The sequence below is a fragment of the Micromonospora sp. CA-248212 genome (assembly GCF_050948405.1).
Classification (GTDB): Bacteria; Actinomycetota; Actinomycetes; order Mycobacteriales; family Micromonosporaceae; genus Micromonospora.
In genome coordinates, this window is record NZ_CP192023.1 from 1114372 (window position 1) to 1137699 (window position 23328).

The 23328-nt window shown below is 70.9% G+C and carries 21 protein-coding genes, 1 tRNA gene and 1 other RNA gene; 11 read left to right on the forward strand and 12 right to left on the reverse strand.

The window, feature by feature from the left end; genetic code table 11:
- Positions 1–33: 33 nt before the first annotated feature.
- From ftsX to ACQP03_RS05265, 6 genes are all read left to right on the forward strand, one after another.
- Complete coding sequence (gene ftsX / locus ACQP03_RS05240) at positions 34–909, forward strand: permease-like cell division protein FtsX (RefSeq protein ID WP_355052001.1); 876 nt, start codon at positions 34–36, stop codon at positions 907–909.
- Between the two features lie 304 nt (positions 910–1213).
- Complete coding sequence (gene smpB / locus ACQP03_RS05245; RefSeq protein WP_124775313.1) at positions 1214–1693, forward strand: SsrA-binding protein SmpB; 480 nt, start codon at positions 1214–1216, stop codon at positions 1691–1693.
- Between the two features lie 104 nt (positions 1694–1797).
- Positions 1798–2173, forward strand: a transfer-messenger RNA (tmRNA) gene (gene ssrA, locus ACQP03_RS05250).
- Between the two features lie 83 nt (positions 2174–2256).
- Positions 2257–2889, forward strand: a complete 633-nt coding sequence (locus ACQP03_RS05255) for a hypothetical protein (RefSeq protein ID WP_357172819.1) — start codon at positions 2257–2259, stop codon at positions 2887–2889.
- A gap of 155 nt (positions 2890–3044) precedes the next feature.
- Entirely contained in the window at positions 3045–3518 is a 474-nt protein-coding gene (locus ACQP03_RS05260; protein WP_357172821.1) for a hypothetical protein, read from the forward strand.
- Between the two features lie 44 nt (positions 3519–3562).
- Positions 3563–4522, forward strand: coding sequence for a hypothetical protein (locus tag ACQP03_RS05265; protein WP_357128004.1), 960 nt, complete (start codon positions 3563–3565; stop codon positions 4520–4522).
- An 18-nt stretch (positions 4523–4540) separates the two neighbouring features.
- Here ACQP03_RS05265 and mdlC read toward each other — a convergent pair whose 3' ends face one another.
- The gene (gene mdlC, locus ACQP03_RS05270; RefSeq protein WP_357396069.1) at positions 4541–6136 is read right to left on the reverse strand and encodes a benzoylformate decarboxylase; all 1596 of its coding nucleotides are present in this window, start codon (positions 6134–6136) and stop codon (positions 4541–4543) included.
- Positions 6137–6259: 123 nt separating this feature from the next.
- Positions 6260–7060 (reverse strand): S-methyl-5'-thioadenosine phosphorylase, encoded by an 801-nt coding sequence (locus tag ACQP03_RS05275; RefSeq protein ID WP_357127998.1) that lies wholly within the window; start codon positions 7058–7060, stop codon positions 6260–6262.
- A 172-nt stretch (positions 7061–7232) separates the two neighbouring features.
- Here ACQP03_RS05275 and ACQP03_RS05280 point away from each other — a divergent pair, with 172 nt between their 5' ends.
- Together ACQP03_RS05280 and ACQP03_RS05285 are read left to right on the forward strand one after the other, a co-directional pair.
- A complete protein-coding gene (locus tag ACQP03_RS05280; protein ID WP_357127995.1) occupies positions 7233–7823 on the forward strand; it encodes a YqgE/AlgH family protein in 591 nt (196 codons plus the stop codon).
- 87 nt (positions 7824–7910) lie between these two features.
- A tRNA-Ala gene (locus ACQP03_RS05285) sits at positions 7911–7983 on the forward strand.
- Between the two features lie 41 nt (positions 7984–8024).
- Here ACQP03_RS05285 and ACQP03_RS05290 read toward each other — a convergent pair.
- The 7 genes from ACQP03_RS05290 to ACQP03_RS05320 all read right to left on the reverse strand — a co-directional run bounded on the left by ACQP03_RS05290 (position 8025) and on the right by ACQP03_RS05320 (position 16571).
- Entirely contained in the window at positions 8025–9278 is a 1254-nt protein-coding gene (locus ACQP03_RS05290) for a sensor histidine kinase (protein ID WP_357396064.1), read from the reverse strand.
- Entirely contained in the window at positions 9275–9931 is a 657-nt protein-coding gene (locus tag ACQP03_RS05295) for a response regulator transcription factor (protein ID WP_357127985.1), read from the reverse strand. The genes ACQP03_RS05290 and ACQP03_RS05295 overlap by 4 nt, the downstream gene beginning before the upstream one ends.
- 70 nt (positions 9932–10001) lie before the next feature.
- Entirely contained in the window at positions 10002–11261 is a 1260-nt protein-coding gene (locus ACQP03_RS05300; protein ID WP_357127982.1) for a cation:proton antiporter, read from the reverse strand.
- Positions 11258–12502: a cytochrome P450 gene (locus ACQP03_RS05305; RefSeq protein ID WP_357396060.1), complete on the reverse strand. Its 1245-nt coding sequence runs from the start codon at positions 12500–12502 to the stop codon at positions 11258–11260. The genes ACQP03_RS05300 and ACQP03_RS05305 overlap by 4 nt, the downstream gene beginning before the upstream one ends.
- A 5-nt stretch (positions 12503–12507) precedes the next feature.
- Positions 12508–13497, reverse strand: coding sequence for an alpha-hydroxy acid oxidase (locus tag ACQP03_RS05310; RefSeq protein WP_357127976.1), 990 nt, complete (start codon positions 13495–13497; stop codon positions 12508–12510).
- Position 13498: 1 nt separating this feature from the next.
- The gene (locus ACQP03_RS05315; RefSeq protein ID WP_357128044.1) at positions 13499–15061 is read right to left on the reverse strand and encodes an FAD-dependent oxidoreductase; all 1563 of its coding nucleotides are present in this window, start codon (positions 15059–15061) and stop codon (positions 13499–13501) included.
- Positions 15054–16571 carry an aromatic amino acid ammonia-lyase gene (locus ACQP03_RS05320; protein ID WP_433460416.1) on the reverse strand — a complete coding sequence of 506 codons (1518 nt, stop codon included), beginning with the start codon at positions 16569–16571 and terminating at the stop codon, positions 15054–15056. Before ACQP03_RS05320 ends, ACQP03_RS05315 begins: the two co-directional genes overlap by 8 nt.
- Before the next feature lie 63 nt (positions 16572–16634).
- Between ACQP03_RS05320 and ACQP03_RS05325 the strand changes: the two genes are divergently transcribed.
- Both ACQP03_RS05325 and ACQP03_RS05330 read left to right on the forward strand, forming a co-directional pair.
- Positions 16635–18173 carry an NAD(P)-binding domain-containing protein gene (locus tag ACQP03_RS05325; protein ID WP_357172830.1) on the forward strand — a complete coding sequence of 513 codons (1539 nt, stop codon included), beginning with the start codon at positions 16635–16637 and terminating at the stop codon, positions 18171–18173.
- On the forward strand, positions 18163–19545 hold the full coding sequence (locus ACQP03_RS05330) for a class I adenylate-forming enzyme family protein (RefSeq protein ID WP_357127967.1): 1383 nt from the start codon (positions 18163–18165) through the stop codon (positions 19543–19545). Before ACQP03_RS05325 ends, ACQP03_RS05330 begins: the two co-directional genes overlap by 11 nt.
- Before the next feature lie 56 nt (positions 19546–19601).
- Here ACQP03_RS05330 and ACQP03_RS05335 read toward each other — a convergent pair whose 3' ends face one another.
- The gene (locus tag ACQP03_RS05335; protein ID WP_433460419.1) at positions 19602–20900 is read right to left on the reverse strand and encodes a hypothetical protein; all 1299 of its coding nucleotides are present in this window, start codon (positions 20898–20900) and stop codon (positions 19602–19604) included.
- 150 nt (positions 20901–21050) lie between these two features.
- Positions 21051–21173, reverse strand: coding sequence for a 50S ribosomal protein L36 (locus ACQP03_RS05340; protein ID WP_030490864.1), 123 nt, complete (start codon positions 21171–21173; stop codon positions 21051–21053).
- 139 nt (positions 21174–21312) lie between these two features.
- Between ACQP03_RS05340 and ACQP03_RS05345 the strand changes: the two genes are divergently transcribed.
- The gene (locus tag ACQP03_RS05345; RefSeq protein WP_357127960.1) at positions 21313–22215 is read left to right on the forward strand and encodes a lytic polysaccharide monooxygenase auxiliary activity family 9 protein; all 903 of its coding nucleotides are present in this window, start codon (positions 21313–21315) and stop codon (positions 22213–22215) included.
- 24 nt (positions 22216–22239) lie between these two features.
- On the opposite strand, the gene mgrA is transcribed toward ACQP03_RS05345, so the two are convergent.
- A complete protein-coding gene (gene mgrA, locus ACQP03_RS05350; RefSeq protein WP_357127957.1) occupies positions 22240–23235 on the reverse strand; it encodes an L-glyceraldehyde 3-phosphate reductase in 996 nt (331 codons plus the stop codon).
- Between the last annotated feature and the right edge of the window lie 93 nt (positions 23236–23328).

The following is a 23328-nucleotide window of genomic DNA, read 5'->3' on the forward strand; positions in this document are numbered from 1 at the left end:
ACACCTCATGCCGGAGACCCGGAGGAAATCCCGATGCGCGTGAAATACGTCCTGTCCGAGGTACTGGTCGGACTGTGGCGCAACGTGACCATGACCGTCGCGATGATCATCACGATGGCGGTCTCGCTGACCATGCTCGGTGCCAGCGGTCTGATGTACCGCCAGGTTGACGACATGAAGGACCTCTACTACAAGAACATCGAGGTCTCGATCTTCCTGACCCAGGAGGTGAGCGAGCAGCAGCGCACCGACCTGAACGACAAGCTGAAGAACGACCCCCTGGTCAAGGACGTCATCTACGTCAACAAGGACGAGGCGTACAAGAAGTTCCAGGAGATGTACCAGGACGCGCCGGACCTGGTGAACGCGGTCAAGCCGGATCAGCTTCCGGAGTCGTTCCGGCTCAAGCTGAAGAACCCGGAGCAGTACAAGAACATCTACGACCAGTACAAGGAGACCGAGGGCGTCGACGAGATCGTCGACCAGAGCCGGCTCCTGGACAAGATCTTCGACGTGCTCACCGCGATCCAGAACATCGCCCTGGCCGCCGCGGTCGTGATGGCGATCGCCGCGCTGCTCCTGGTGGCCAACACCATCCAGGTCGCCGCGTACAGCAAGCGGCGCGAGGTGGCGGTCATGAAGCTGGTCGGCGCGTCCAACTGGTTCATCCAGGCGCCGTTCGTGCTGGAGGCCGTGGTAGCCGGTCTGATCGGCGCACTGCTCGGTCTGGTGGCCCTGGTGGCAGCGAAATATCTGCTCTTCGACGGGTCACTCAAGGCGTTGCAGGGTCTGCTGTCGCCGATCAGCTGGGGCGACATCCTGGTCATCTTCCCGCTGATGGCCTTCGTCGGTGGCCTGGTCAGCGCCGCCACCGCCTGGATCACCCTGCGCTTCTACCTGCGGGTCTAGGTCCTGTTTCACAAGAACTGGTCGGCCTGCGGCGGGCCCGGACGACGACCGGCGGCGTTGCGGTGGTGTCCGGATACAACACCGGTATCCGGACACCACCGCGCCTTGCCGGATCGCCGCCCGGACTCCGCCTCGGCTCGACCGCCCTTATGAAACAGGACCTAGTCGAGTTCGTCGTCTGACAAGGACCCTCCCGCGGCCGGAAATAAACGGCGCGGGAGGGTCCTTGTTACTCCGGTAGCATGATCGGTTGTCCGGCCGGGGTGACCCGCGGTCGGACGAACCAGGGAAGGGGGTGGCGCCGATGCCACGGGAGAAGGGGCGCAAGGTGGTCGCCTCCAACAAGAAGGCGCGCCACGACTACGCGATCCTCGACACGTACGAGGCGGGCATGGCGTTGACCGGCACCGAGGTCAAGTCGCTGCGGGCCGGGCGGGCGTCGCTGGTCGACGCGTTCGCCCAGGAGCGCGACGGCGAGCTGTACCTGCACGCGATGCACATCCCGGAGTACACCCAGGGCACCTGGACCAACCACGAGCCACGGCGTACCCGCAAGCTGCTGCTCAACCGTGGCGAGATCGACAAGCTGGTCGGCAAGACCCGGGAGGGCGGTCTGACCATCGTCCCGTTGCAGGTCTACTTCTCCGACGGTTGGGCCAAGGTGGAGATCGCCCTGGCCAAGGGCAAGAAGTCGTACGACAAGCGGCAGGACCTCGCCAAGCGGGACGCGGACCGGGAGATCGCCCGGGTGTCCGGTCGACGCGGCAAGGGAATGGACGACTAGTTCATCCTGTTTGTCCGGGTCGGCGTGCCGCCCCGGGGCTCGGGATGAAAGCGGTTGCGGCAGGCGTTAGGCTTGTCAGTGCCACCACATCGGTGGCCTGTCGAGGGGGTGACTGGTTTCGACTTCGTACGCAGCGACAGGGGAAGCGAGCCGAGGAAGCCGACGTCGTCTCGAGAATCGGTCGTCGGAAACTTATAAGCGCCAAGAACACTCGCGCTGACTTCGCTCTCGCCGCCTGAGGCGAGTAGCTAAGTCTGTCGGCCTGGGAACGCCTTCGTCCCAGTAGCCGGCATCAGCTAGAAGGCTGGCCAATCGGACCCGGTCGCGGGGTCCGTGCGGCGAGATCAATCAGCGACTGGGCCCGTCACACCAACTTGCTCGCGTGAGCGGTGGGGCCGAGTAGAGGCACAGCGAGCTGCGCTCGGAGAAGCCCTGACAAACCGGCGAAGGACCCGGGTTCGATTCCCGGCACCTCCACCACCTCGAAACGATGCGCCCCGGCCCACCGGCCGGGGCGCATCGTCGTATGTGACGAGTGGGGCTTCGCCGCCTACGCTGCGGCTGTGGCGAACCAGGGACTGCGTCTGTCGGTCGGCGCGTCAGCCGGTCAACGCACGCTCGCGGTGGTGACGGGGGTGCTCGTCGCGGCGGTCGGGGTGGCATTCGTGCTGGGGCCGGTGATCGCCGGCGGGCTGCTGCGTCGCCTCACCGGCCCCGGGGACGGGTTCGCCACCTACGAGGAGGCCCGCGATCTGCCGCCCGGCATGCTGCCGCCCGCGCTGCGGGAATCCGGAGGCGGGTCGGGGCGGGGGCTGTTCCTCGGGCTGTGTGGGCTCCCGTTCGTCCTGCTCGGTGTCTACCTGGTGCTGCGGGTGCTGCGGACGGCCGCGTGGTTGGACGGGAGCCGGGTGCACGTGCGAGGTGCGCTGCGCAGCCGAACCGTCGATCTCGCCAACGTACGCGTCGACCCCGGGCCGTACCGCGACCCGGAGGGCCGTGGTGGTCCTTCGGCCATCGTCGTCACCGATCGGGTCAGCGGGCAGCGGGCTACGATCCCGCTTCGGGGCATGGGTCTGCCGGTCCTGCCGCCGCCCGAGCTGCGCGCGCTGGCCGACGCGTTCGTCGCGGGTGGGCCCGAGGCTGCACCCGACGCTCGCGCCGTCGCCGCCCAACTGTGCCGACTGGCGGACGCCTGAGCTGCCGCGACCGGTGCCGGCGCTGCGACATCCGCGACCCCTGGGCCACGAGTGGGCCTTGTGACTGATGAGGTGGATGAGCACCAGAAGGACCCTGGACAGGGCGAACGGGCGGGTTCACCATCACGGTACGGGGTAGCGGCGCGGGAGGTGCCATGGTCACCGGTGGAGTCCAGCAGCCGTCGGGCGCGACCCGTCCGCATCCGTCCGACCTCGCCGCCGGGCCGATTTCCGCCGGGCTCGCCGCCGACCTGCACGCCCTGACCCGGGCCGTCGCCGTCGTAACGACCGAACCTCGTTGGCGCGATACCGTGCTGCTGCGCCTGCGTCCGGTCCGGCGGGACTTCGCCGAGCACGTGCGGGTCACCGAGGGGTCGGCCGGCCTCTATCGGGAACTGCTCACCCACTCGCCCCGCCTCGACCACGGCATCCGGCTGCTGACCCGGGAGCACGCCGCGATCGTCGCCGCGATCCTGGCCGTGCAGCGGGTCGCGGAACGGCCCGAGGCCAGCCCCGACGAGCTACGCCACTTCACGGGTCACCTGCTGGGGGTGCTCGCCCGGCACCGGCGTCGTGGCGCGAACCTGCTGTGGCAGGCGTACCAGACGGATCTGGGTGGCGAGACCTGAGCCGACGCCGGAACCGACGCCGCGGCGGCACCGTCGAACCCGGCATGCGTCGACCGGTCCTGCTGCTCGTTCTGCCCCTGCTGTCCATGGTGGCCTGCGCCACGCCCGGCCTCGGCCCCGCCGCCGATTCCGCCGTCGGCCCCACCGCGTCGACCCACCGTGCGTTCGACGACCGGGCCGCCGCGGTCGCTGCGGCCTGGCGGCCCGGTCCCGGTTGGATTGACGGGTACGTCCCTCTCCAGGCCCCGACCGTGCTCACCGGCGATCCGCGTTTCACCCCGGACACCGAGACGGCCTTCCGATCCGGCTGGTACCGCGCGCAGGTCGCCATCCCGTCGACCGGTGTCAGTGGCGAGATCCGTTTTCCGGACGGCCGGTTGACCCTGCCGCTCATCAGCGCCGCCGAGGCGTACCGGCAGCTCGCCCAGGGCGACCCGCTGCCCTGCCCGGGTCGGCCGAAGCGGCCCGGACTACCGACCCCCGGCGGTCCCACGGTCGAGCCCGGGCCGGACGGTTGGGCCACCAGCACGACGCAGACGGCCTGCCTCCCGCTGACCGTCACCGGGGTGACCCTCGGCACCGTGCCCGTCCGTACGAGTCGGGGCGAGGCGCAGGTCCCGGCGTGGCTGTTCACGGTGGAGGAGTTGGCCACCCCGGTGGCCCAGCTCGCCGTCGCGCCGACGGCGGTCACACCGGTCCCCTCGGTGTCCCCACCGACGCAGCCGCCACCGGACGGCGTGGTCGCCGCACAGGACCTCGTGGCGGTGGACGGCGCACGACTGACCGTCCGCCTGGGCGTCGGCTCCTGTGACACGGGCATCAGCCCGCTGGTGTCGGAACGGCCGGACGTGGTGGTGGTCGGCGGCACGGTCACCCGCTCCACCGGCGTCTGCAACGCCATGCTCAAGCTGCAGCCGGTCACCGTCACCCTGGACGCGCCGCTGGGGGCACGGCCCGTGCTGGATGTCGTCAACGGCGCTCCGCTGTCGATCGCCCCGCGGTGACGACGCCCCGTACGCCGGTCAGAGGATCGTGGGCACGTCGGTGCTGATCGGCACCGGCAGTACGGTGGGACCCCCGGCGCGCAGCCCGGCCGCGAGGGCCGCGCCGAACTCGTCGGGGGTTCGCACCACCTCGGTGGCGCAGCCGTAGCCGGCCGCGATGGCCGTGACGTCCAAGCCCGGCAGGTCCAGCCCGGGCACCCCCGGTGTGTCCTTCAGCTCGGCGAACGCCTTGAGGATCGCGTACTGCTGATTGATCGGCACGACGACCACGACGGGCAGGGACAGGCGCGCGGCGGTCCAGAGCGCCTGTACGGAGTAGTGGAACGAGCCGTCGCCGATCACCGCGACCACCGGCCGGCCGCGCCCGGTGTCCCGTTCGGCCAGGGCCACCCCGATCGCGGCCGGCAGGCCGTAGCCGAGGCCGCCGCTGGCCATCGTGAAGTACGACGCCGGTCGGGTGATGCGCAGGTTGCGGCGCAGCGCGGCCAGGTTGGACGGTGACTCCTGGACCAGCACGCCGTCGGCCGGCCAGTGCGCGGCCAGCGCGGCGAACATCGCGTCGGCGCTCAGCGGCACGGTGACCGCCGGCGGCGGCGGGACGGACCGGGGTGCCGGCGGCTGCCGGCCGGCGGCCGGCACCAGGTCGAGCAGGGCGGTGAGGGCCAGTCCGGGGTCGCTGAGCAGGCTGTCCCCGACCGGGGCTCGGGCGGCCTCGTCCGGGTCGTCCGTGACGTGCAGCAGCCGGGCGCCCTCCGGCAGGTGGTTGCCCGGCACGTGCGGGTAGTAGCGGAACACCGGGGCGCCGACGACCAGGACGGTGTCGTGCCCGTGCAGCGCCTCGGCGAGCGGCCCGATGGCGAACGGCAGGACGCCCCGGAACTGTGGGTGGTCCTCCGGGAAGACGCCCCGCTCCGGTGCCGGTGCCGACCAGACCGGTGCGGCAAGTCGCTCGGCCAGCGCGACGGCCGCCGGCCAACTGCCGGAGCGGTCCACGCCGGGGCCGAACACCAGGACCGGGTCGCGGCTGTCGGCCAGCACCCGGGCGAACATCTCCAACCGCTGCGGGTCCGGCCCGAAGCGGGTCGCCACCGAGCGCGCCGCGGGCGGCGTCTCGGCGGGCTTGGCCCAGTCGTCCATCGGCAGGGAGAGGAAGACCGGACCGACCGGGGGCTGTACGGCGGTCGCGTACGCCCGCAGCAGCGCCGCCGGGATGTCCTGCGCGCGGACCGGCTCGTAGCTCCACTTGACGTACGGCTCGGGCAGCTCGACGGCCCGTCGGTTGGTCAGCCGGGGCTCCAGCAGCAGCATCTCCCGGGTCTGTTGACCGGCGGTGACGATCAGTGGCGTCTTGTTGTGCCAGGCGGTCACCAGGTTGCCCATCCCGTTGCCCATGCCCGGCGCGGTGTGCAGGTTGACGTGCGCGGGCCGGCCGGCGGCCTGGGCGTACCCGTCGGCCATCGCCACGGCCGTGGCCTCGTGCAGCGCGTGGACGTAGTGGAAGTCGGCCGGGAAGTCCTGCAGGAACGGCTCCTCGGTGGAGCCGGGGTTGCCGAAGACGGTGGTCATGCCCAGGGTGCGGAGCACGTCGTACGTCGCGTCCCGGACCGTTGCCATCGTCGCCTGCCTCCGCTCGCGCGCAGGGGCGACCGTGGGCCGCCCTCCCGATCAGCCGAATCTATCGGGATGTGACAGACCTTTCGGGCTTTTCCGGCGTCCGGGGAGGTCGTCCGGGAGCGCTCAGGGGAGCGTGAAGGGCAGTTTGATGCCGTCCAACGCCCGACCACACGCGCAGTCCTGCTCGGCGGGGAGCGCGGCCAACGCGTCCAGCAGCACGTCCCGCAGCCGGTCGGTGTTGGCCGCGAACACCCGGAACACCTCCTCCTGGGTCACCGTCTCGCCCGCCTGCACCCCGGCGTCCAGGTCGGTGATCAGCGCGATGGAGGAGTAACAGAGCGCCATCTCCCGGGCGAGCACCGCCTCCGGGTGGCCAGTCATGTTGACGACAGTGCCGCCGATCGACGCGTACCAGCGGGACTCGGCACGGGTGGAGAACCGGGGGCCCTCGACCACCACCACGGTCCCGCCGTCCACCGCCGTGACGTCCCGCCCGGCCGCCGCCGTGAGCAGGGCGTGCCGGCCCTTCGGGCAGTACGGGTCGGCGAACGGCACGTGCACCGCGCCCTCGTCGTAGTAGGTCTGCACCCGTCCGCTGGTGCGGTCGACGAGTTGGTCCGGCACCACGAACGTGCCCGGGCCCAGCTCCGGGCGTAGCCCGCCGACCGCGCACGGCGCCAACACCTGTCGTACGCCGAGCGAGCGCAGCGCCCACAGGTTGGCCCGGTACGGGATTCGGTGCGGTGGGAACCGGTGGTCGGAACCGTGCCGGGGCAGGAACGCGACCCGTCGCCCGGCCACCTCCGCGATGGTCACCGCGTCCGACGGTGGGCCGTAAGGGGTGCCCAGCTCATGGGGGGTGCCGTCGAGGAGCGCGTACAGCCCCGAGCCGCCGATCACCGCGAGGTCCGCCGTCGGTGCCATAGAACCTCCGTCGCAACTGTCCGATCACCCGCCGCTCAGACCTTAGCCAGCGCCCGGGACGCAGGCTATGGTGCCAGGCATGGCGTTGACAGCGCGGCTGATACCGATGCACCGTGCGGAGGCGGCGGATGACGGATCCCGGGTGCGGGCTCACGGCTGACGGGTAGGTGGGATGCAGGGAGAGGGCCAGGCGATCGGCGGACGAGCGATGGAGTTGATGACCGGGCGGCTGCTGGTCGCGACTCCGGCGCTCAAGGACCCGAACTTCGACCGTACGGTGGTGCTGCTGGTCGCCCACGAGCCGGGCGGCGCGCTCGGCGTCGTCCTGAACCGGGCGACCGAGGTGCCGGTGGCCGAGGTGCTGGGCGACTGGAGCGACCTGGCTCGCCACCCGGCGGTGCTCTTCGAGGGTGGCCCGGTGCAACCCGACTCGGCGATCTGCCTGGCCCGGATGCGGCAACCGCTACGGCGACTCAAGGGCTTCCACCAGGTGTCCGGGGCGGTCGGCACGATCGACCTCTCCGTCGACCCGGAGAAGCTGCGCGAGAGCATCGGAGGCATCCGGGTGTTCGCCGGCTACTCCGGCTGGGGCAGCGGCCAGTTGGAGCAGGAGATCGCCGACGGGTCCTGGTTCGTGCTGGACGCCCTGCCCGGCGACGCCTTCGTCGACCGCCCCGACGACCTGTGGCCGATGGTGCTGCGCCGGCAGGGCGGGATGATGGCCGCCGTCGCCCACTTTCCGCCGGACGTGGCGCTGAACTGACCCGGCCCCGGTGGGGACCCCGCGAGATGACCATGCGGGCGGGTCTGTGTATAGTTTCCCAGTGCCCGGGCGACCGGGGCGAGGCAAGGGGCCGTGGCGCAGCTGGTAGCGCACCACACTGGCAGTGTGGGGGTCAGGGGTTCGAGTCCCCTCGGCTCCACCCTTGTTTGTGCAGCTCAGCGGCTTGGTCGGGGATACCGATCAGGCCGCTGAGCTGTTTCGCGTGGTACCTCGCCCGATCGGGGCGCTCAGGGGAGTCTGCGGCGGAACTGTCGGTAGCCGGACGATGAAGGTCGCCCCGGCGCCGGGCCGGCTGTCGGTGGAGATCGTCCCGCCGTGGCTGGTGACCACCTCCTTCACCAGGGCCAGGCCCAGACCGAAGCGGCGGTCCGCGGCCCCGGCGCCGCGGTGGAAACGGTCGAAGAGGTGTGACGCGTCGGCGGGGTCGAAGCCGGCTCCGCTGTCCATGACCACCAGGTCCGCGCTCCGGCGCGAGGTGTGCAGTGCGACGTCGATGCGACCGCCGGTCGGGGTGTGGGTGAGGGCGTTGGCGAGCAGTTCGCCGACCACGCGGCGCAGGGCCGAGGCGATGCCGCAGACGAGAACCGGGGTGTCCGGGACGGTCATGTGCAGCTGGACGCCCTGCTCCCCGGCGCGGTCGGCCTCGCAGTCGACGGCCTGGGCGGTGAGGAGGGCCAGGTTGACGGGCTCGGCGGGGTGCCGGTCGACCGGGGTGGCGGCGAGGCGGGCAGAGAGCAGGAGCTCGTCGACGATCTCACCGAGCCGGCCGGTGGTCTCGATCAGGCGGTCGTAGTCGGCACGGTCGGCGCCGGCGCGGCGGGCCAGGATCTGGGCGCGGGTGTGTACCTGAGCGATGGGGGTGCGCAACTCGTGGCTGGCGTCGGCGACGAACCGGCGTTGCCGGCCGAGCGCCTCGGCGAGCGGCGCCACGGCTCGGCGGCCCACGGCGATGCCCGTGAGCGCTGCCGCGGCGAGGCCGACGATCGCGGCGAGGAGGAAGGCGGCGAGCAGGTGACGCCGGTCGGATAGCTGGAAACGCGCGTCGAACACCGCTTGCACGACTCCCGTGCCGCGGGGCTGGGTGCGGACGTAGTAGGTCGTGCCGTTGCGGTCGACCTTGTCGCTGTGGACCTGGCCGTCGAGGGCCGCCGCGTCGATGGCGGACCGCAGGGGGAAGCCCGGCGGGGGCGGGTTCCGGCCCAGGTCGATGCGGCCGCCGTCGGACAGGATGATCCAGCTGCAGGCCGGCGGTCCGTTGATGGTGCCGTGGACCACGCCGTAGCTGAGCTCGCGTTCGATCTGTTCGTGCTGGTTGTGCAGCAGAGCGACGTAGGAGATGGCGGCGCCCAGGGCGAGTAGCGCCGTCATCGTGAGTCCGACGAGCAGGCTGACCCGAGCCCTGGCCCGGCGCAGCATGGTGTCCTCGAAACTCACAGGGTCCCCAGCTTGTAGCCGAGACCGTGGACGGTCCGGATCACCGAGCGGCCGAGCTTGCGGCGCAGGTAGTAGACGTACGTGTCGACCAGGGACGCCGCGGCGGCCTCGTCGAAGACCCGGCTGCGCAACTCGGAGCGGGAGTGGACGGTGAGCGGCCGGGCCGCGAGCACCCGGAGCAACTCGAACTCGCGTGCGGAGAGGGCGACCCGGGTGCCGTCGGGCAGGACGGCGTCGCGGGCGGAGAGGTCGAGCTGGCCCGACCCGAATCGCAGCACCTCGGTGGAGTCGGTGGTCCGGCGGCAGAGTGCCCGGATTCGGGCGCTCAGCTCGTCCAGGTCGAAGGGCTTCGTGAGGTAGTCGTCGGCGCCCGCGTCGAGGCCGGCGACCCGGTCCTCGATGGTGCCGAGCGCGGTCAGCAGCAGCGCCCGGGCGGCCACCGCCCGGGAGCGCAGCCGCACGACCAGGTCCAGCCCGTCGAGGGCGGGTAGGCGTCGGTCGATCACCATCACGTCGTACGGCCGGGTGAGCCCCAGGTGCAGACCGCGCTGGCCGTCGGGGGCCTGGTCGACGACGTATCCCTCGCCGGTCAGCGTCTCGGCCACCATCCCGCGTAGCTCCGAGTCGTCCTCGACGAGCAGGAGTCGATTCATGTATAGATAGTGACACCGGCAGATCGAGATGTCTCTATGTCTCGGAAAACTTGTCGTCGCAAACAACAATCTACGGGGTTCCGGCGGTGACGAGCGAGGGCGCAGCGGCGCGAGTGCGGGCCTCGCGCCGCTCGATCCAGCTCAGCAGCGGTGTCGTCATCAGCGTCGTGATGAGCGCGACCAGCACCAACACCGTGAAGAGCGACGGGTTGACGATGCCCGCCTCCAGACCCACGTTGAGCGCGATCAGCTGCATCAGGCCACGGGCGTTCATCAGGGCGCCGACGCGCAGGGCGACCCCGTTCGGCTCACCGCGCATCCGGGCCGCGGCCCAGCAGGCGCCGTACTTGCCGGCGATCGCCACGGCCACACACGCGGCGGCGAATCCGAGGACGGCGGGATTGCCCAGCAGCGCGAACTCGGTGCGCAGCCCGGAGTAGGTGAAGAACAGCGGCAGGAACACCGTCGCGGCGATCGGCGACAGCGTGTCGACCACCTTGTCGGTCTGCTCGGAGCGCGGCATCACCACGCCGACCGCGAAGGCGCCGAAGACCGCGTAGAGCCCGATCTCGTCGGTGTACCAGGCGACCAGGAAGAGCAGCGCCACCGTGCCGAGCAGCCGCGCGCGGTCGCCCGGGAACCCCATCACGTAGCCGGTCACCCGCCGCCCACCCAGCCACAGCGCCACCCCGAACAGCACCGCGCCACCCGCGGTGACCAGGGCCGGGCCGGCTTCGCCCGAGGCGAACGCCAGCACCACCGCCAGCATGATCCACGCGACCATGTCGTCGATCGCGCCGCTGGCCAGGGCGAGCATCCCATGCCGGGTACCGGTCTGGCCGCGCTCGGTGATTATCCGGGCAAGCATCGGAAAGGCCGTGATCGCCAGTGCCACGCCGACGAACGCCGCGGACACGCCGAGCGACACGTCGTCCGCACGGATCGGTACGAAGCCCGCCACGCCCAGGACCAGCAGGATGCCCAACACCAGCGGCGCGGTGACACCCGCGAGCGACACCGCTCCCGCCGTGCCGGCGAGATTGTTCAGCCGGTGGGAGGTGAAGGCGTATCCGGCCTGGAACATGAACAGCACCAGGCCGACCTGGCCGACCACGTACAGGATCGGCAGCAGCGGCGCGGGAAAGAGCGCGGCCTGCGCGCCCGGCCAGAGCAGGCCGAGCAGCGACGGGCCGAGCAGCACCCCGGCGAGCATCTCGCTCACGACGGCGGGCTGGCCCACCTTGCCGAGGAGCCAGGCGACCAGCTTGCAGAAGAGCAGGATGACCGCGACCGCGATGAAGAACCGCGGGGCGAGTTGAGTGGGCGTCACGAGCCGACCTCCTCGAAGAATCGGGTGCACAATTTCTGTCGTCGGGCGTCGACGACCATCCACGTCCCGCAGACCAGTTGCTTCACCGAGCGGCCCACGTCGAAGAGCCGGTCGCGCTGCCGCATGAGAGCGAGCCGCTTGCGGCCGGGCCCCGGAAGGCCCCGGGGCGTCAGGTACGCCGGACCGCGACTGGGCAGCGACCGGGTGTGCGCTGCCGACGAGCTGACCGAGAAGCGCCGTAGCACCTCCCGGGTCGCCGCGCGGAGCTGGACCGGTGCCGCGCCGCGCGCTGGACAGGCCCGGTTGGCGTTCACGCCGTACGGGATGAAGTGCGCGTCCTGCCGACGCAACGACAGCCAGCGGTCCGGGTCGAACTCGTCGTCGGCGGCGGGACCGGTGCGTTGGTACGCCGGGTAGTTGAAGAGCAGCACCGATCCGGTGGGGAGGGCGTGATCTCCCACGGTGATAGGTCCGGAGGTGATCCGGTGTGCGATACCGAACAGCGGATACACGCGGAGCGTCTCGTCGATGATCCGGTCGAGGGAGTCGTCCGACGTGTCCTCGACGGACCGGGCGCACAGCAGGATGTGTGTCATGGCCTCCGACATCTGCACCACGGCCGTGTTGAAGAACGCGCCCTGCAGGTACCAGGCGGTCTCCAGGGCGGTGAAGGGCGGCGGCAGCACGACCGGGCACGTCCCCGCGTCGATCCGGTCCAGCAGGTAGCGGGTCAGCCGATCCCGCCGGGACATGTGCCGCAGACCCATCCCCTTCAGCGCGGTGACCACGTCGTCCGCGTTCGCCACGACGAGGTCCCGCACCTCGCGCGGGCAGGCCGCGCCGAACACCAGCTCGTACGAGACCTCGGCCCAGATCGGCATCATCAGGTCCCGGAGCCGTACGTGGCTGATCCGGTCGGTCGGAAGAGCGTCGAGGATCCGCCGGGTCGCGGCCGTCGCCAGTTCGTCGGAGCGCGGGTGGGGGACGGCCAGCACCTGACGTGTCGTCCGCGCGACCGTCTTGTACCGCTCACCGGGCTCAAGGTGCTCCTGATGCATGTGCGGGCCGGGCGCGAGCCAGTACCAGAACAGGTCCGACAGGCCCGCCCCGCGGCTGCGCCCGTCGGCGGCCGGGTCGCTGTAGACCCGCTCGAAGTCCTCCGGCCCCACCAGCGGCCCGGGGATGGGAACGCCCTCGGTCCCATTGACCCGTTGGAAGATCCACTCTCGGAGGTCGACCACGGCCTTCACCGGGTCACCACCACATCCGGCGTCAGGTCGGCCGGTCGCCGCGCTCCGGCCAGGGCGAGGGCATGATCCAGCTCGCCTGTGATCCGTTCGAGCACCTCCCGTACGCCCACCGACCCGGCCGCCGCGAGCCCCCGCACCACCGGCCGCCCCACCAGCACCGCCCGCGCTCCGAGCGCCAGCGCGACCACCACGTCGGTGCCGCCGCGCACACCCCCGTCGAGCAGCACCGGAAGCTGCCCCTGCACGGCTGCCACCACCGCGGGCAGCGCGTCGAGCGTGGGAACCGTCCCGTCGAGCTGTCGTCCGCCGTGGTTGGACACGATCACACCGGCGGCACCGTGCTGGACCGCGAGGCGGGCGTCCGCGGGATGCAGGATTCCTTTGAGCAGGATCGGTAGTCCCGTGACACCGCGCAGCCACCCGATCCGGTCCCACCCCGCCGTCGCGTCCATCGCGATCGAACGCACCCGCCCTGTCGCGTCGCGCATGTTCTCGCAGGCGTAGCCGGGCGGCAGGTCCGTGAAGCCGTTGCGTTGGTCACGCTCGCGCCTTCCGAACACCGGAGAGTCCACGGTCACCACCAGCGCCTGGCAGCCCGCCGATTCGGCGCGCTTGACCACGTACTCCGTGAAGTCGAGGTCGGGTTGCGGGTACAGCTGGAACCACAGCGTCCCGCCGGCCGCCGCGATCTTCTCGACCGGTTGGGTGGCGGCCATGCTCACCACCATCGCCGTGCCGGCCGCCGCAGCCCCCCGCGCGGTGGCCACCTCGCCCTCGGGATGCGCGAGCCGATGGAAGGCCGTCGGAGCGACCAGCACCGGTGCGGCCAGCGACGTACCGGCCACCGTGGTCCGCAGGTCGCGCTCGCCGGTCGCCCGGAGCACCCGGGGCACGAGCCACCGTCGCGCGAAGGCCTCCTCGTTGCCGGCCAGGGTGCGCTCCCGCCCGGCGCCGCCCTCGAAGAAGTCCTGGTGGACGGGGTCCATGTCAGCCCTCGGCACCGGACAGGCAACGGCGGAGGAACTCCTCGAGTGGCCCAACGTGGACGTCCGGCCGATCCCACCGGTTCTCCAGGTTCTCGGCAAGGTGGTGGGTGCTGATCAACTGGCCATCGCGGTGGTAACGGACCACCGGGTGCAGGTACGCCGCGTCGTGCGCCTGCCCCACGACATCCTGGGCGACCCGGGACACGGTGATGTCGAACGGGTCGACCTGGTCGTGGTCGGGCCCGTACTCCAGCGTGACGACGAATGCCTGGTCGTACTCGTGGTCGGCGGTGTGCAGGCCCGTCGACACGAGGTAGTCCACCGGCACCTCCTCGTGGTACCGGGCCTCGTCTCCGGCGACGGTGAGCACGTCGGCGAGGAACCCGAACTGCTGCCACAGGGCCGAGCTGCGGTTGACCCTTGCGATGACGGCCGCGGTCATGGCCGCCGGCTCGGCGGCGAGCCTGTCCGACGGCCAGTCCGTGGCGTCGTACCGGCGGGAGAGGATCCGGTGCAGAGCGCGTACGGCGTAGCGGAAGCCGTGCACGAAACCGCTCGTGGACTTCTTGAAGTCGCGTACCTGCGAGATCGTCCCGGCGAAGAACAGCCCCGGCACGTTCACCGACTCCCACGCTTCGGTCTGGGCCGGGAATCGGTCCCTGATGGCGAGCTGGGGTCGGGCCGAGGAATCGAAGATCGAGGCATCGAACCGGAATCCGGTACACGCCAGCACCCGGTCGTAGTGCAGTTCCTTCACGACCTCGTTGGCCCGGGAGAAGCTGAACGTGACTTTGTACCCCGTACCGTCGCGCTCGATGCTCTTGATCGTGCCGTCGAGGATCGCGTTCGCGGACTTGAGCTGATAGGTGTCCAGGAAGTTGTTGTTCACCGCGCGCAGGTGCCCGACGTAGTGGGTACGCCACGCCATCCGGACCGAGCTGGGCCCTGCGACGTGGATCAGTGTCGTGGTCTCCATGAGGCTGTCGGCGGTCTCGAAGGCGGAGTTGCCCTTGCCGATGATGAGAACCTTCTGGTCGAGATAGTCACGCGGCTCGACGCTCATCACGTCGTACCCCTCGGCCAGCTCGAATCCGGCGATGTCCGGCTCGTAGGTCTTCGAGACGCCGGTGGCGACGATCACCGCGCGGGCCTCCCAGCGCCGCTCGCCGGCCTCGACCGTGAAGACGTCGTCGTGCTTGGACACCCGGGTCACCCGGGTGCCGTACCTGACCTTGACGCCCGTCTTCGCGGCGAAGTCCGCGAGGTAACGCACCATCACGTCGGCATCCGGGAAGTACCGCTCGGTGTACTGCGTGAACAGCAGCGCCGGATCGTCGGTGAGCAGGGAGTTCCAGTCGAGCCGCAGATTCAGCTCAGGATCGTCCGTGCCGGTGTGCGGCTTGTTGATCGAGATGAGTGTCCGGTGCCGCGGATAGGTGGCGAAGAATGCCCCCGGCCCGTCGGCGCCCTCCAGCACCAGATAGTCGCGCGTGCCGTCGGCTTCGAGCAGGGCGGCGAGCTGAAGACCGGCCGGACCGGCCCCGATGATCAGGTAATCAAGCATCACGGCGCTCACCGTACGAGTCGGAAATCAGAGATTTTTCAAGCTCTTCCAGAATCGCGACCGCCGTTCGTACGTCCCCGTCGAGTGGTCGGTCCGGGTCGACCGGGGGTATCGCCTCCTCCAGGGCCCGCAGAGCACGGTCGCAGCCCACCGCCGTCGGGCGGCGCGCTCCGACATGCACCGCCTGGCGCAGACCCAGTCCGAGCGAACCGGTGATCAGGCGCAGGAGTTCCGCCTGGTCCAGGGCGCGGAGCGCGGCCTGGGTGCCGAGCGGGATGACGTCCTGGTTGTGCAGGTTGGTGGGGAGGCTCTGCGCGCTCGCGGGCACGGTGTCCCGTCTGATCTCGGTGATGAGCGCCGTCGACGCGAGCTGGACGCCCTGTAACCCGTGCTGCTGCCCCGGCCCCGCCGCGAGCATCGGCGGCAGCCCGCCGTTGCGACCCGGATCCACCAGCAGGTCGAGCTGGCGCTCCGCGAGGTTGCCGATCTGGGCGATCACCATGGACAGGACGTCGGCGGCGAAGGCGGCGGGCTGACCGAAGAAGTTACCGCCGTGCACGACCTTGTCGTCGTCCGGAAAGAACAGCGGGTTGTCGCTCACCCCGCCGAGGTCGGCCGCCACGACGCCGTCCACGTAGCGCAGGGCGTCCTCGGCCGCTCCGAGCAACTGCGGCGCGCAGCGGATGCTGTACGGCTCCTGCAGGGGTCTGCTGCCGGACGGCCGCAGCCCGGCACAGGTCGCCCGCATCGCGGCGCCGACGTCGATGGCGCCGGAGTGGCCGTAGGCGGCCAGCAGGGCGGGGTCGAGGAACTGCGGGTCGCTGCCGAGCAGGTCCGCGAGGAGGCACGTCAGCGTCTGGACCACACGGTGCGCGGTGCGGACCCGGGCCAGGGCGAGGGTCAGCGCCGCGGTGGTCAGCGACGTGCCGTTGACGAGCGCGAGCGCGTCCCGGCCGTCGAGCGGCAGCGGCTCCAGCCCGGCCTTCGTCAGCGCGTCCCCGGCAGGCATCCGGACGCCGTCCACATAGGCGTGTCCACGGCCGCGCAGCGCCTGGGCGGCGGCACCGAGCGGGATCAGATCGCCGCTGGCGCCCACCGAGCCGAGCCGGGGCATCGCCGGCGTGAACGTCGTGCCGAGCATGGCCGCGAGCGCGTCGATCACGTGCGGCGAGACCCCGGACGCGCCCCGGGCCAGGGACCAGGCGCGGACCAGCAGCGTCGCGCGTACGACATCCGGGGCGAGGTCGGGTCCCTGACCCGCGCCGAGGTGGGCGAGGGTGTTGTCGGCCTGGTCGCGTTGGTCGGCTCGGCCCGCGTACCCCACCAGCGCCCCGAAGCCGGTGGTGGCGCCGTAGATGGCCCGGTCGTCGCCGAGTGCCTTGCCGAGGAACGTCCGGCCGCTCGTCACCCGGCCGCGCACCTCGTCGCTGATCACGAGCGCGACCGGGCCGGCCGCGAGGCGCAGGTCGGCGGGGCGCAGCGGTGCTGCCAGATCCACCTGAATCGTCATGGAACCGGATGCTAGAAACAGTTTCTCAGAGCGCTCTGAAATCGCCTCAGTACATTTCGCCGCATGACGCACGATTGCCTGATCATCGGAGCCGGACCGGCGGGTTTGCAGCTCGCGGCCCTGCTCGAGCGCGACGGTCACGACTATGTGGTGCTGGAGGGCGGCCCCCGTCCGGGCATGTTCTTCGAGACCTATCCCCGGCACCGCCAGTTGATCTCGATCAACAAGGTGTGGACCGGCTCGGCGGACCCCGAGTTCAATCTACGGTCGGACTGGAACTCGCTGCTGTCCGACGATCCGGCGCTGCTGTTCAAGAACTACAGCACGCGTTACTTCCCCGCCGCTGAGGATCTGGTGCGTTATCTCGCCGACTTCGCGCGAGGTCTGCGCGTCCGTTACGACACCCGGGTAACGGCGGTGTCGAAGACCGGTGACGTGTTCACGGTGCAGGCCGGCGACCAGGTCTTCAAGGCCCGCAGAGTCGTCGTCGCCACCGGCGTCTCCCAGCTCTACGTGCCGCCGATCGAGGGCGTGGAACTGGTCGAACGCTACGACACGGTGAGCGTCGACCCCGCCGATTTCGTCAACCAGCGGGTGTTGATCGTCGGTAAGGGCAACTCGGCATTCGAGACCGCTGACGCGCTGATCGAGACCGCCGCGACGATTCATGTCGCCGGACCGCACTCCATCAGGCTGGCCTGGCAGACCCATTACGTCGGTCACCTGCGCGCGGTGAACAACAACTTCCTGGACACCTATCAGTTGAAGTCGCAGAACGCCGTCCTGGACGGCACGGTGGAGCGGATCAGTCAGCGGGAGGGCGGCGGGTACCGGGTGCTCTTCCGGTACGCCCGGACGGTCGAGAATCTGCGCGAACTCGAGTACGACCGGATCATCCTCTGCACCGGGTTCCGCTTCGACGCGTCCCTCTTCGCCGAGTCGGCCCGGCCGGAGTTGGTCATCAACGATCGGTTCCCGGCGCAGACCCCGGCCTTCGAGTCGGTGAACGTTCCCGGCCTCTACTTCGCCGGCACCCTCAGTCAGCAGCGTGACTTCAAGAAGTCCACGAACGGCTTCATCCACGGCTTCCGCTACGCCACCCGGGCACTGCACCACATCATCCGCGAGCGGCACCACGGTGAGCCCTGGCCGTCCCGGCAGGTCGCGCTGACGCCGGAGGCGATCGCCGCCTCGATCATCGCCCGGATCAACGTGACCTCGGCGCTGTGGCAGCAGTTCTCGGTGCTCGGCGACGTGATCACGGTCGAGGGCGAGGCCGCCCGCTACCGGCAGGAGGTGCCGGTCGCCTATCTGCGGGACGCGGAGCCGGACGTGTTCGCGCTCGTGATCACCCTCGAGTACGGCCCCGACCACGACCACGTCGACCCGTTCGACATCACCGTGCCGCGCCCGGCCGAGAACGACGCGACGGCCGCCCAGGACGCCACCTACCTCCACCCGGTGGTGCGGGTGTGGCGCGACGGGCAGGTCGTCGCCGAGCACCACCTGGCGGAGAACCTGGAGAACACCTGGGACCTGCCGACCGTGCATCAGCAGCCCCTTGAGGTCTTCGTCAAGGGTGTCCTCGCCGATGCCCGCTGACGTCTGGCCGCAACCAGTCCTGGACCTCCTGAGCGCCGGCGGGGACCGGCCGGTCTTCGAGGACGGGCCGGTCGTCACGACCGCGTCGGAGATGGCGGGGCTGATCCGGCGTATCGCGGCCGGGCTGCGCTCGTGCGGCGCGGGGCCGGGCGTGGGTGTCACGCTCGACCTGCCGGTCACCGCTGCGGCCTTCGCCGCCACGGTTGCCGCCTTCGCCGTGGGCGCGCGGGTGTCCGGGTGGCGTGCGGACCTGAGCCCGGCACAACTGTCCGGCTCCCTCGTGGTCGACCCGACTCGGCTGGCCTCGTTCACCGAGCAGCCTGACGACGGGCTGGCACTCGTCGCGGCGGGACGGGACGAGGATCCCGCACGGATCATCTGGACCAGTGGGAGCACGGGAACACCGAAGGGCGTGGTCCAGACCTACGCCGCCATGTCGGCGTCCTGGGTCCCGTACCCGGACCGGTGGCCCCCGGCCGTCGCCGAACTGGCCACCCGGATGCAGCGCTACCTGGTCTTCGGCTCGCTGGCCAGTCAGGTGATGCTGGAGTACGGCATCCTCTCCCTCGTGGCGGGCGGCACCCTCGTCGTGGCGCCCCGGCCGGTCTTCCCGGACGCCCTGGTCGAACACCGGGCCACGGCGAGCGTGATCACGGTCGGCAAGCTGCACCAGTTGATCCGGGACCAGCGCTCCCACCCGGTGGACCTGCGTCACCTGCGGGCGCTGATGGTCTCCGGCTCGCCCCTCGCGCCGGGCCGACTGGCCGAGGCGCTCGACGTGCTGGGTCCGGTGCTCTTCCACGGCTACGGCCAGACCGAGACGTCGATGATCGCGATGGTGACCCCCGCCGAGATGCTGACCGACCCCGCCACCCTCGCCACGGTCGGCCGCCCGGCCGTGGAGGTCGCTCTTCGCGACGGGGAGATCTACGTCCGCACACCCGCGCAGGCATCGTCGTACTGGCAGGACCCGGACGAATCGGCCGAGGTGTTCGTGGACGGCTGGGTGCGGACCCGTGACCTGGGTGAACTCGACGCCGACGGTTACCTGCGGCTGCTCGGGCGCACCCGGGACGTGATCATCATCAACGCGCAGTTGGTCCATGCTGGAGCGGTGGAGCGGGCGCTCGCCGCTGACCCCACGATCGCCGAGGCGTACGTCGTCGGCGATTCGGACGAGGCGACCGGCGAGGCCGTGCACGCCTTCGTGGTGCCGGCGGCCGGGAGGACACCCGATCCGGACCTGCTGCGCAAGCTCGTGGCCGCACAGGTGGGCGACCTCGCGGTGCCGCGCACCGTCACGGTCATCGACCGGGTCCCGCTCGCCGCCAGCGGCAAACCCGACAAGAGTCAACTCCGACAGCTCCGGTAGCGGAGTTGCGCGAGACGCCCTGACCGAGGCGGCGGTCAGGGCGTCTCGCCGTCGGGCTACTGGCCGAAGCGCGCCCGGATGTCGTACTCGTAGGACGCCTTCTGCCAGATCACCGAGAAGCGGCCGGTCGGGCTGGACGCCGGCTGCGCGTACCGCCCGTCGGGGGCGATGATCTCGTCGGTCCCGAACGTGCCGTCCTGGCCGACCGTCCGGGCGTGCACCTGCGTGGTGGAGACGTCCGGGCCCCAAGCCTGCCAGGTGACCAGGCCGTCGCCGTCGTCGTCCAGGGCGACCTTCGGCCAGTCGCCGACGCCGAGCCGGGTGACCGTGCCGAGCACTCCGGTGGAGGAGATCGAGCGGGCGAAGACCTGGATACCCTCGGGAGTCCAGCGGCCCCAGGTCAGCACCGCGTCGCCGTCGAGATCGCCGGCGAGTTCGTCGAAGAGGCTCAGCTCGTGGGCGGCCGGCGAGACGCTGAGGACGCTGCCCAACGTGTCGGCGTGGCTGTAGTGCCGGGCCCGCAGGCGGGGCGGCTCACCCGCCTTGGACCACCGGTAGCTGATCACCGCATCGCCGTCCCGGTCCACGGCGAGCGAGACGCTGGCGTACCTAACATCGGTGGCCCGTCCGGCGATGACGCGCAGCGGCGCGACCCCCTCCGGGCGGACCCGACGCGCGACGACGCGCTCGTAGCTCTCCGTCCAGGCGACGACGGCGGTCCCGGCGCGGTCGACGCCCACTACCGGCTGGTCCACGCCGACACCGAGGGTCAGCTCGGGGCCGAGGGAGCTGTCCGCGCCGAAGTAGCGGGCCTTCGTCGTGTACGCGCCGTCGCGGATCTCGGTCCAGGTGACCAGCGCCAGCCCTGACGGGTCGACCGCGACGGCCGGACTCACCCCGTGCCACGTGGCGATCATCTGCAGCGGACCCAGCTCGCCGGTGGCGGACACCCGCCGGCCGGCCACGAGGCCGTCCTGCGTCCACACCACGGCCGAGTCGCCGTCGTCGTCGGACGCGACCTTGGGCCAGAAGGCGGACGCGCCGAGCGGCGAGAGCGTCTGGACCGGGCCGGCTGTGCCGTCGACCGAGACGAGCTGCGCCTTCACCTGGTCGTTGCAGCTACTCGCGTTGTTGTCGCAGCCCGCCCAGGCGAGCAGCGAGTCGCCCTGCCGGTCGACCGCCACGAAGGGCTGGTCCAGCCCGCTCCAGCCGGGCTCCGACACGACCTGGATCGGCGACCAGGTGGCCGCCCACGCGGGTGCCGGCACGGCCGCCAGGGCCGCCAACACGCCGACCACGCCGGCGGTGAACTGTCGTGTACGCCGTCGGGTCGCTGTTCTGTCTGGTCCGTGCACCGTCGCCCCCTCGATCGATGAACATCCTTGATCAGGAGGGATGATGCCATCGAGTCACGCGCACCGCTCGTCGAGAACGGCTACGCGAAACGCCCCGACCGGATGGTCCCGGTCGGGGCGTTCTCGACTGTATGTCCGCTAAGAGGCGTATCAGCCCTGGCGGCTCTTCCACTGCGGGTTCGCGCGGTTCACCACGACCACCCGGCCGCGACGACGGACCACCACCGAACCGGGCTTCTGCTTGAGCGCACGCAACGAGCTACGTACCTTCATCTCTGCCTCCTCGGCCTGGGGGTCTGGCCTGAAATCCGTACCGGTTATCGGAACGCCGGTGCCCGCCGCGTGATTCCCAGGCCCCGGGCGTCGAACCTTTGACCTCCCGCGCCCGTACCAGTGGCGGGAGGTTCAAGCCATGAGGGTGCGTCGGATGCTCGTCGTGGTGCTCGTCGTCATGGCGGCGGCACCACTGGGCGCGGCGCCCGGCTGGGCGCACGGCGCCCCCACCGACCCGGTCAGCCGGGCGGCGGCCTGTGGGCCCGAGGGCCGGTACGCGTCGACCAGCGCCTGCCGGGCGGCCGTGGCGGCCGGCGCGGCGGTGCGCGAATGGGACAACGTACGCGTCGCGGCCATCAACGGTCGGGACCGGGAACGAATCCCGGACGGGGAGCTGTGCAGCGGAGGGCTCTCCGCGTACCAGGGGCTGGACCTGCCCCGGACCGACTGGCCGAGCACCCGGTTGACCACCGGCGTGACGTTCACCTTCCGGTACCGGACCACCATCGAGCACCGGGGCACCTTCCGGCTCTACGTCACCACGCCCGACTACGACCCGCGTAAACGGCTCACCTGGGCAGATCTGGAGCCGCGTCCGTTCCTGACGCGGACCGACCCGCCGGTGCGGGCCGGCGCGTACCAACTGGCCGGTCGGCTGCCCACGGGGCGTACCGGCCGTCACCTGATCTACACGATCTGGCAGAACTCCAACACCCCGGACACCTACTACTCCTGCTCCGACGTGGTCTTCGCGGCCCCGGGCGGGACCGGGACGCGCGCGTCGGCGAAGGCGTCGGCGCGTACCCCCGCGAGCCGGCCGGTCGCCAGCGAGTCGGCGGTGGCGGCGGCGGCCGACCCGGGCGTGCCGGTGGCGTCGGTGCGCGACCTCGACGGCCGGTGGCCGGTGCTGGCCGGCGCGGCCGTCGTGCTGGTCCTGGCGGTACTGGTCGGCGTGGGTCGACGGCGACGCGACCCCGTCGCGCCGACGGGACCACGGTGCGAGGTGCGCAACCACCGGGCCGGGCGGCGCCGGATCTGGTGACCCGGCCCGCCCGCGATCCGGCGGTCAGCCCAACAGGCGGTCGATCTCGGCCAGGTCCTCGGTGCCCAGGTCGAGGTTGTGCACGGCGGCGACGTTGGTCTCCAACTGCTCGACGCTGCTCGCCCCGATGATGAGGCTGGTCATCCGCGCGTCGCGCAGCGCCCAGGCCAGCGCGAGCTGGGCCAGGGACTGACCGCGCCGCTCGGCGACCGCGCCGAGCCCCCGGATGGTGGCCATCTTCTCGTCGCCGAGGTCGCTCTCGTTGAGAAAGACGCTGGTCCGCACCCGCGAGTCGGCCGGGATGCCCTTGAGGTAGCGGTCCGTCAGCAGGCCCTGCGCGAGCGGGCTGTACGCGATGCAGCCGGCGCCGACCTGCTCCAGCGTGTCGAGCAGGCCGTCGTCCTCGGTCCAGCGGTTGAGCATCGAGTACGACGGCTGGTTGATCAGCAGCGGCGTGCCCAGGTCGCGCAGGATCGCCGCGGCCCTCGTGGTCTGCTCCGAGTTGTAGTTGGAGATGCCCACGTAGAGGGCCTTGCCGGAGCGGACGATGGCGTCCAGCGCGCCCATCGTCTCCTCCAGCGGGGTGTCCGGGTCGAACCGGTGCGAGTAGAAGATGTCGACGTAGTCGAGGCCCATCCGGCCCAGCGACTGGTCCAACGACGAGATCAGGTTCTTACGCGAGCCCCACTCGCCGTACGGGCCGGGCCACATCAGATATCCGGCCTTGCTGGAGATGACCAGCTCGTCCCGGTACGCCTTCAGGTCGGTGGCGAGCATCCGGCCGAAGTTCTCCTCCGCCGAGCCGGGCGGCGGGCCGTAGTTGTTCGCCAGGTCGAAGTGGGTGACGCCGAGGTCGAACGCGCGCCGGACGATGTCCCGCTGGCGCTCGTACGGGCGGTCCGGGCCGAAGTTGTGCCACAGGCCGAGAGAGACGGCGGGCAGCCGCAGGCCACTGCGTCCGCTGCGCCGGTAGGTCATGGTGTCGTAGCGGTCTTCCGCGGCGAGGTAGGTCACGATCATGAGCCTAGCCCCGGTCCGGCGTGCCCGAGATCGGGCGTGGAAAGCCGGACATCGGGGTAGTTTCGACCCGACGACCGGCCCAGCACCGCGGAA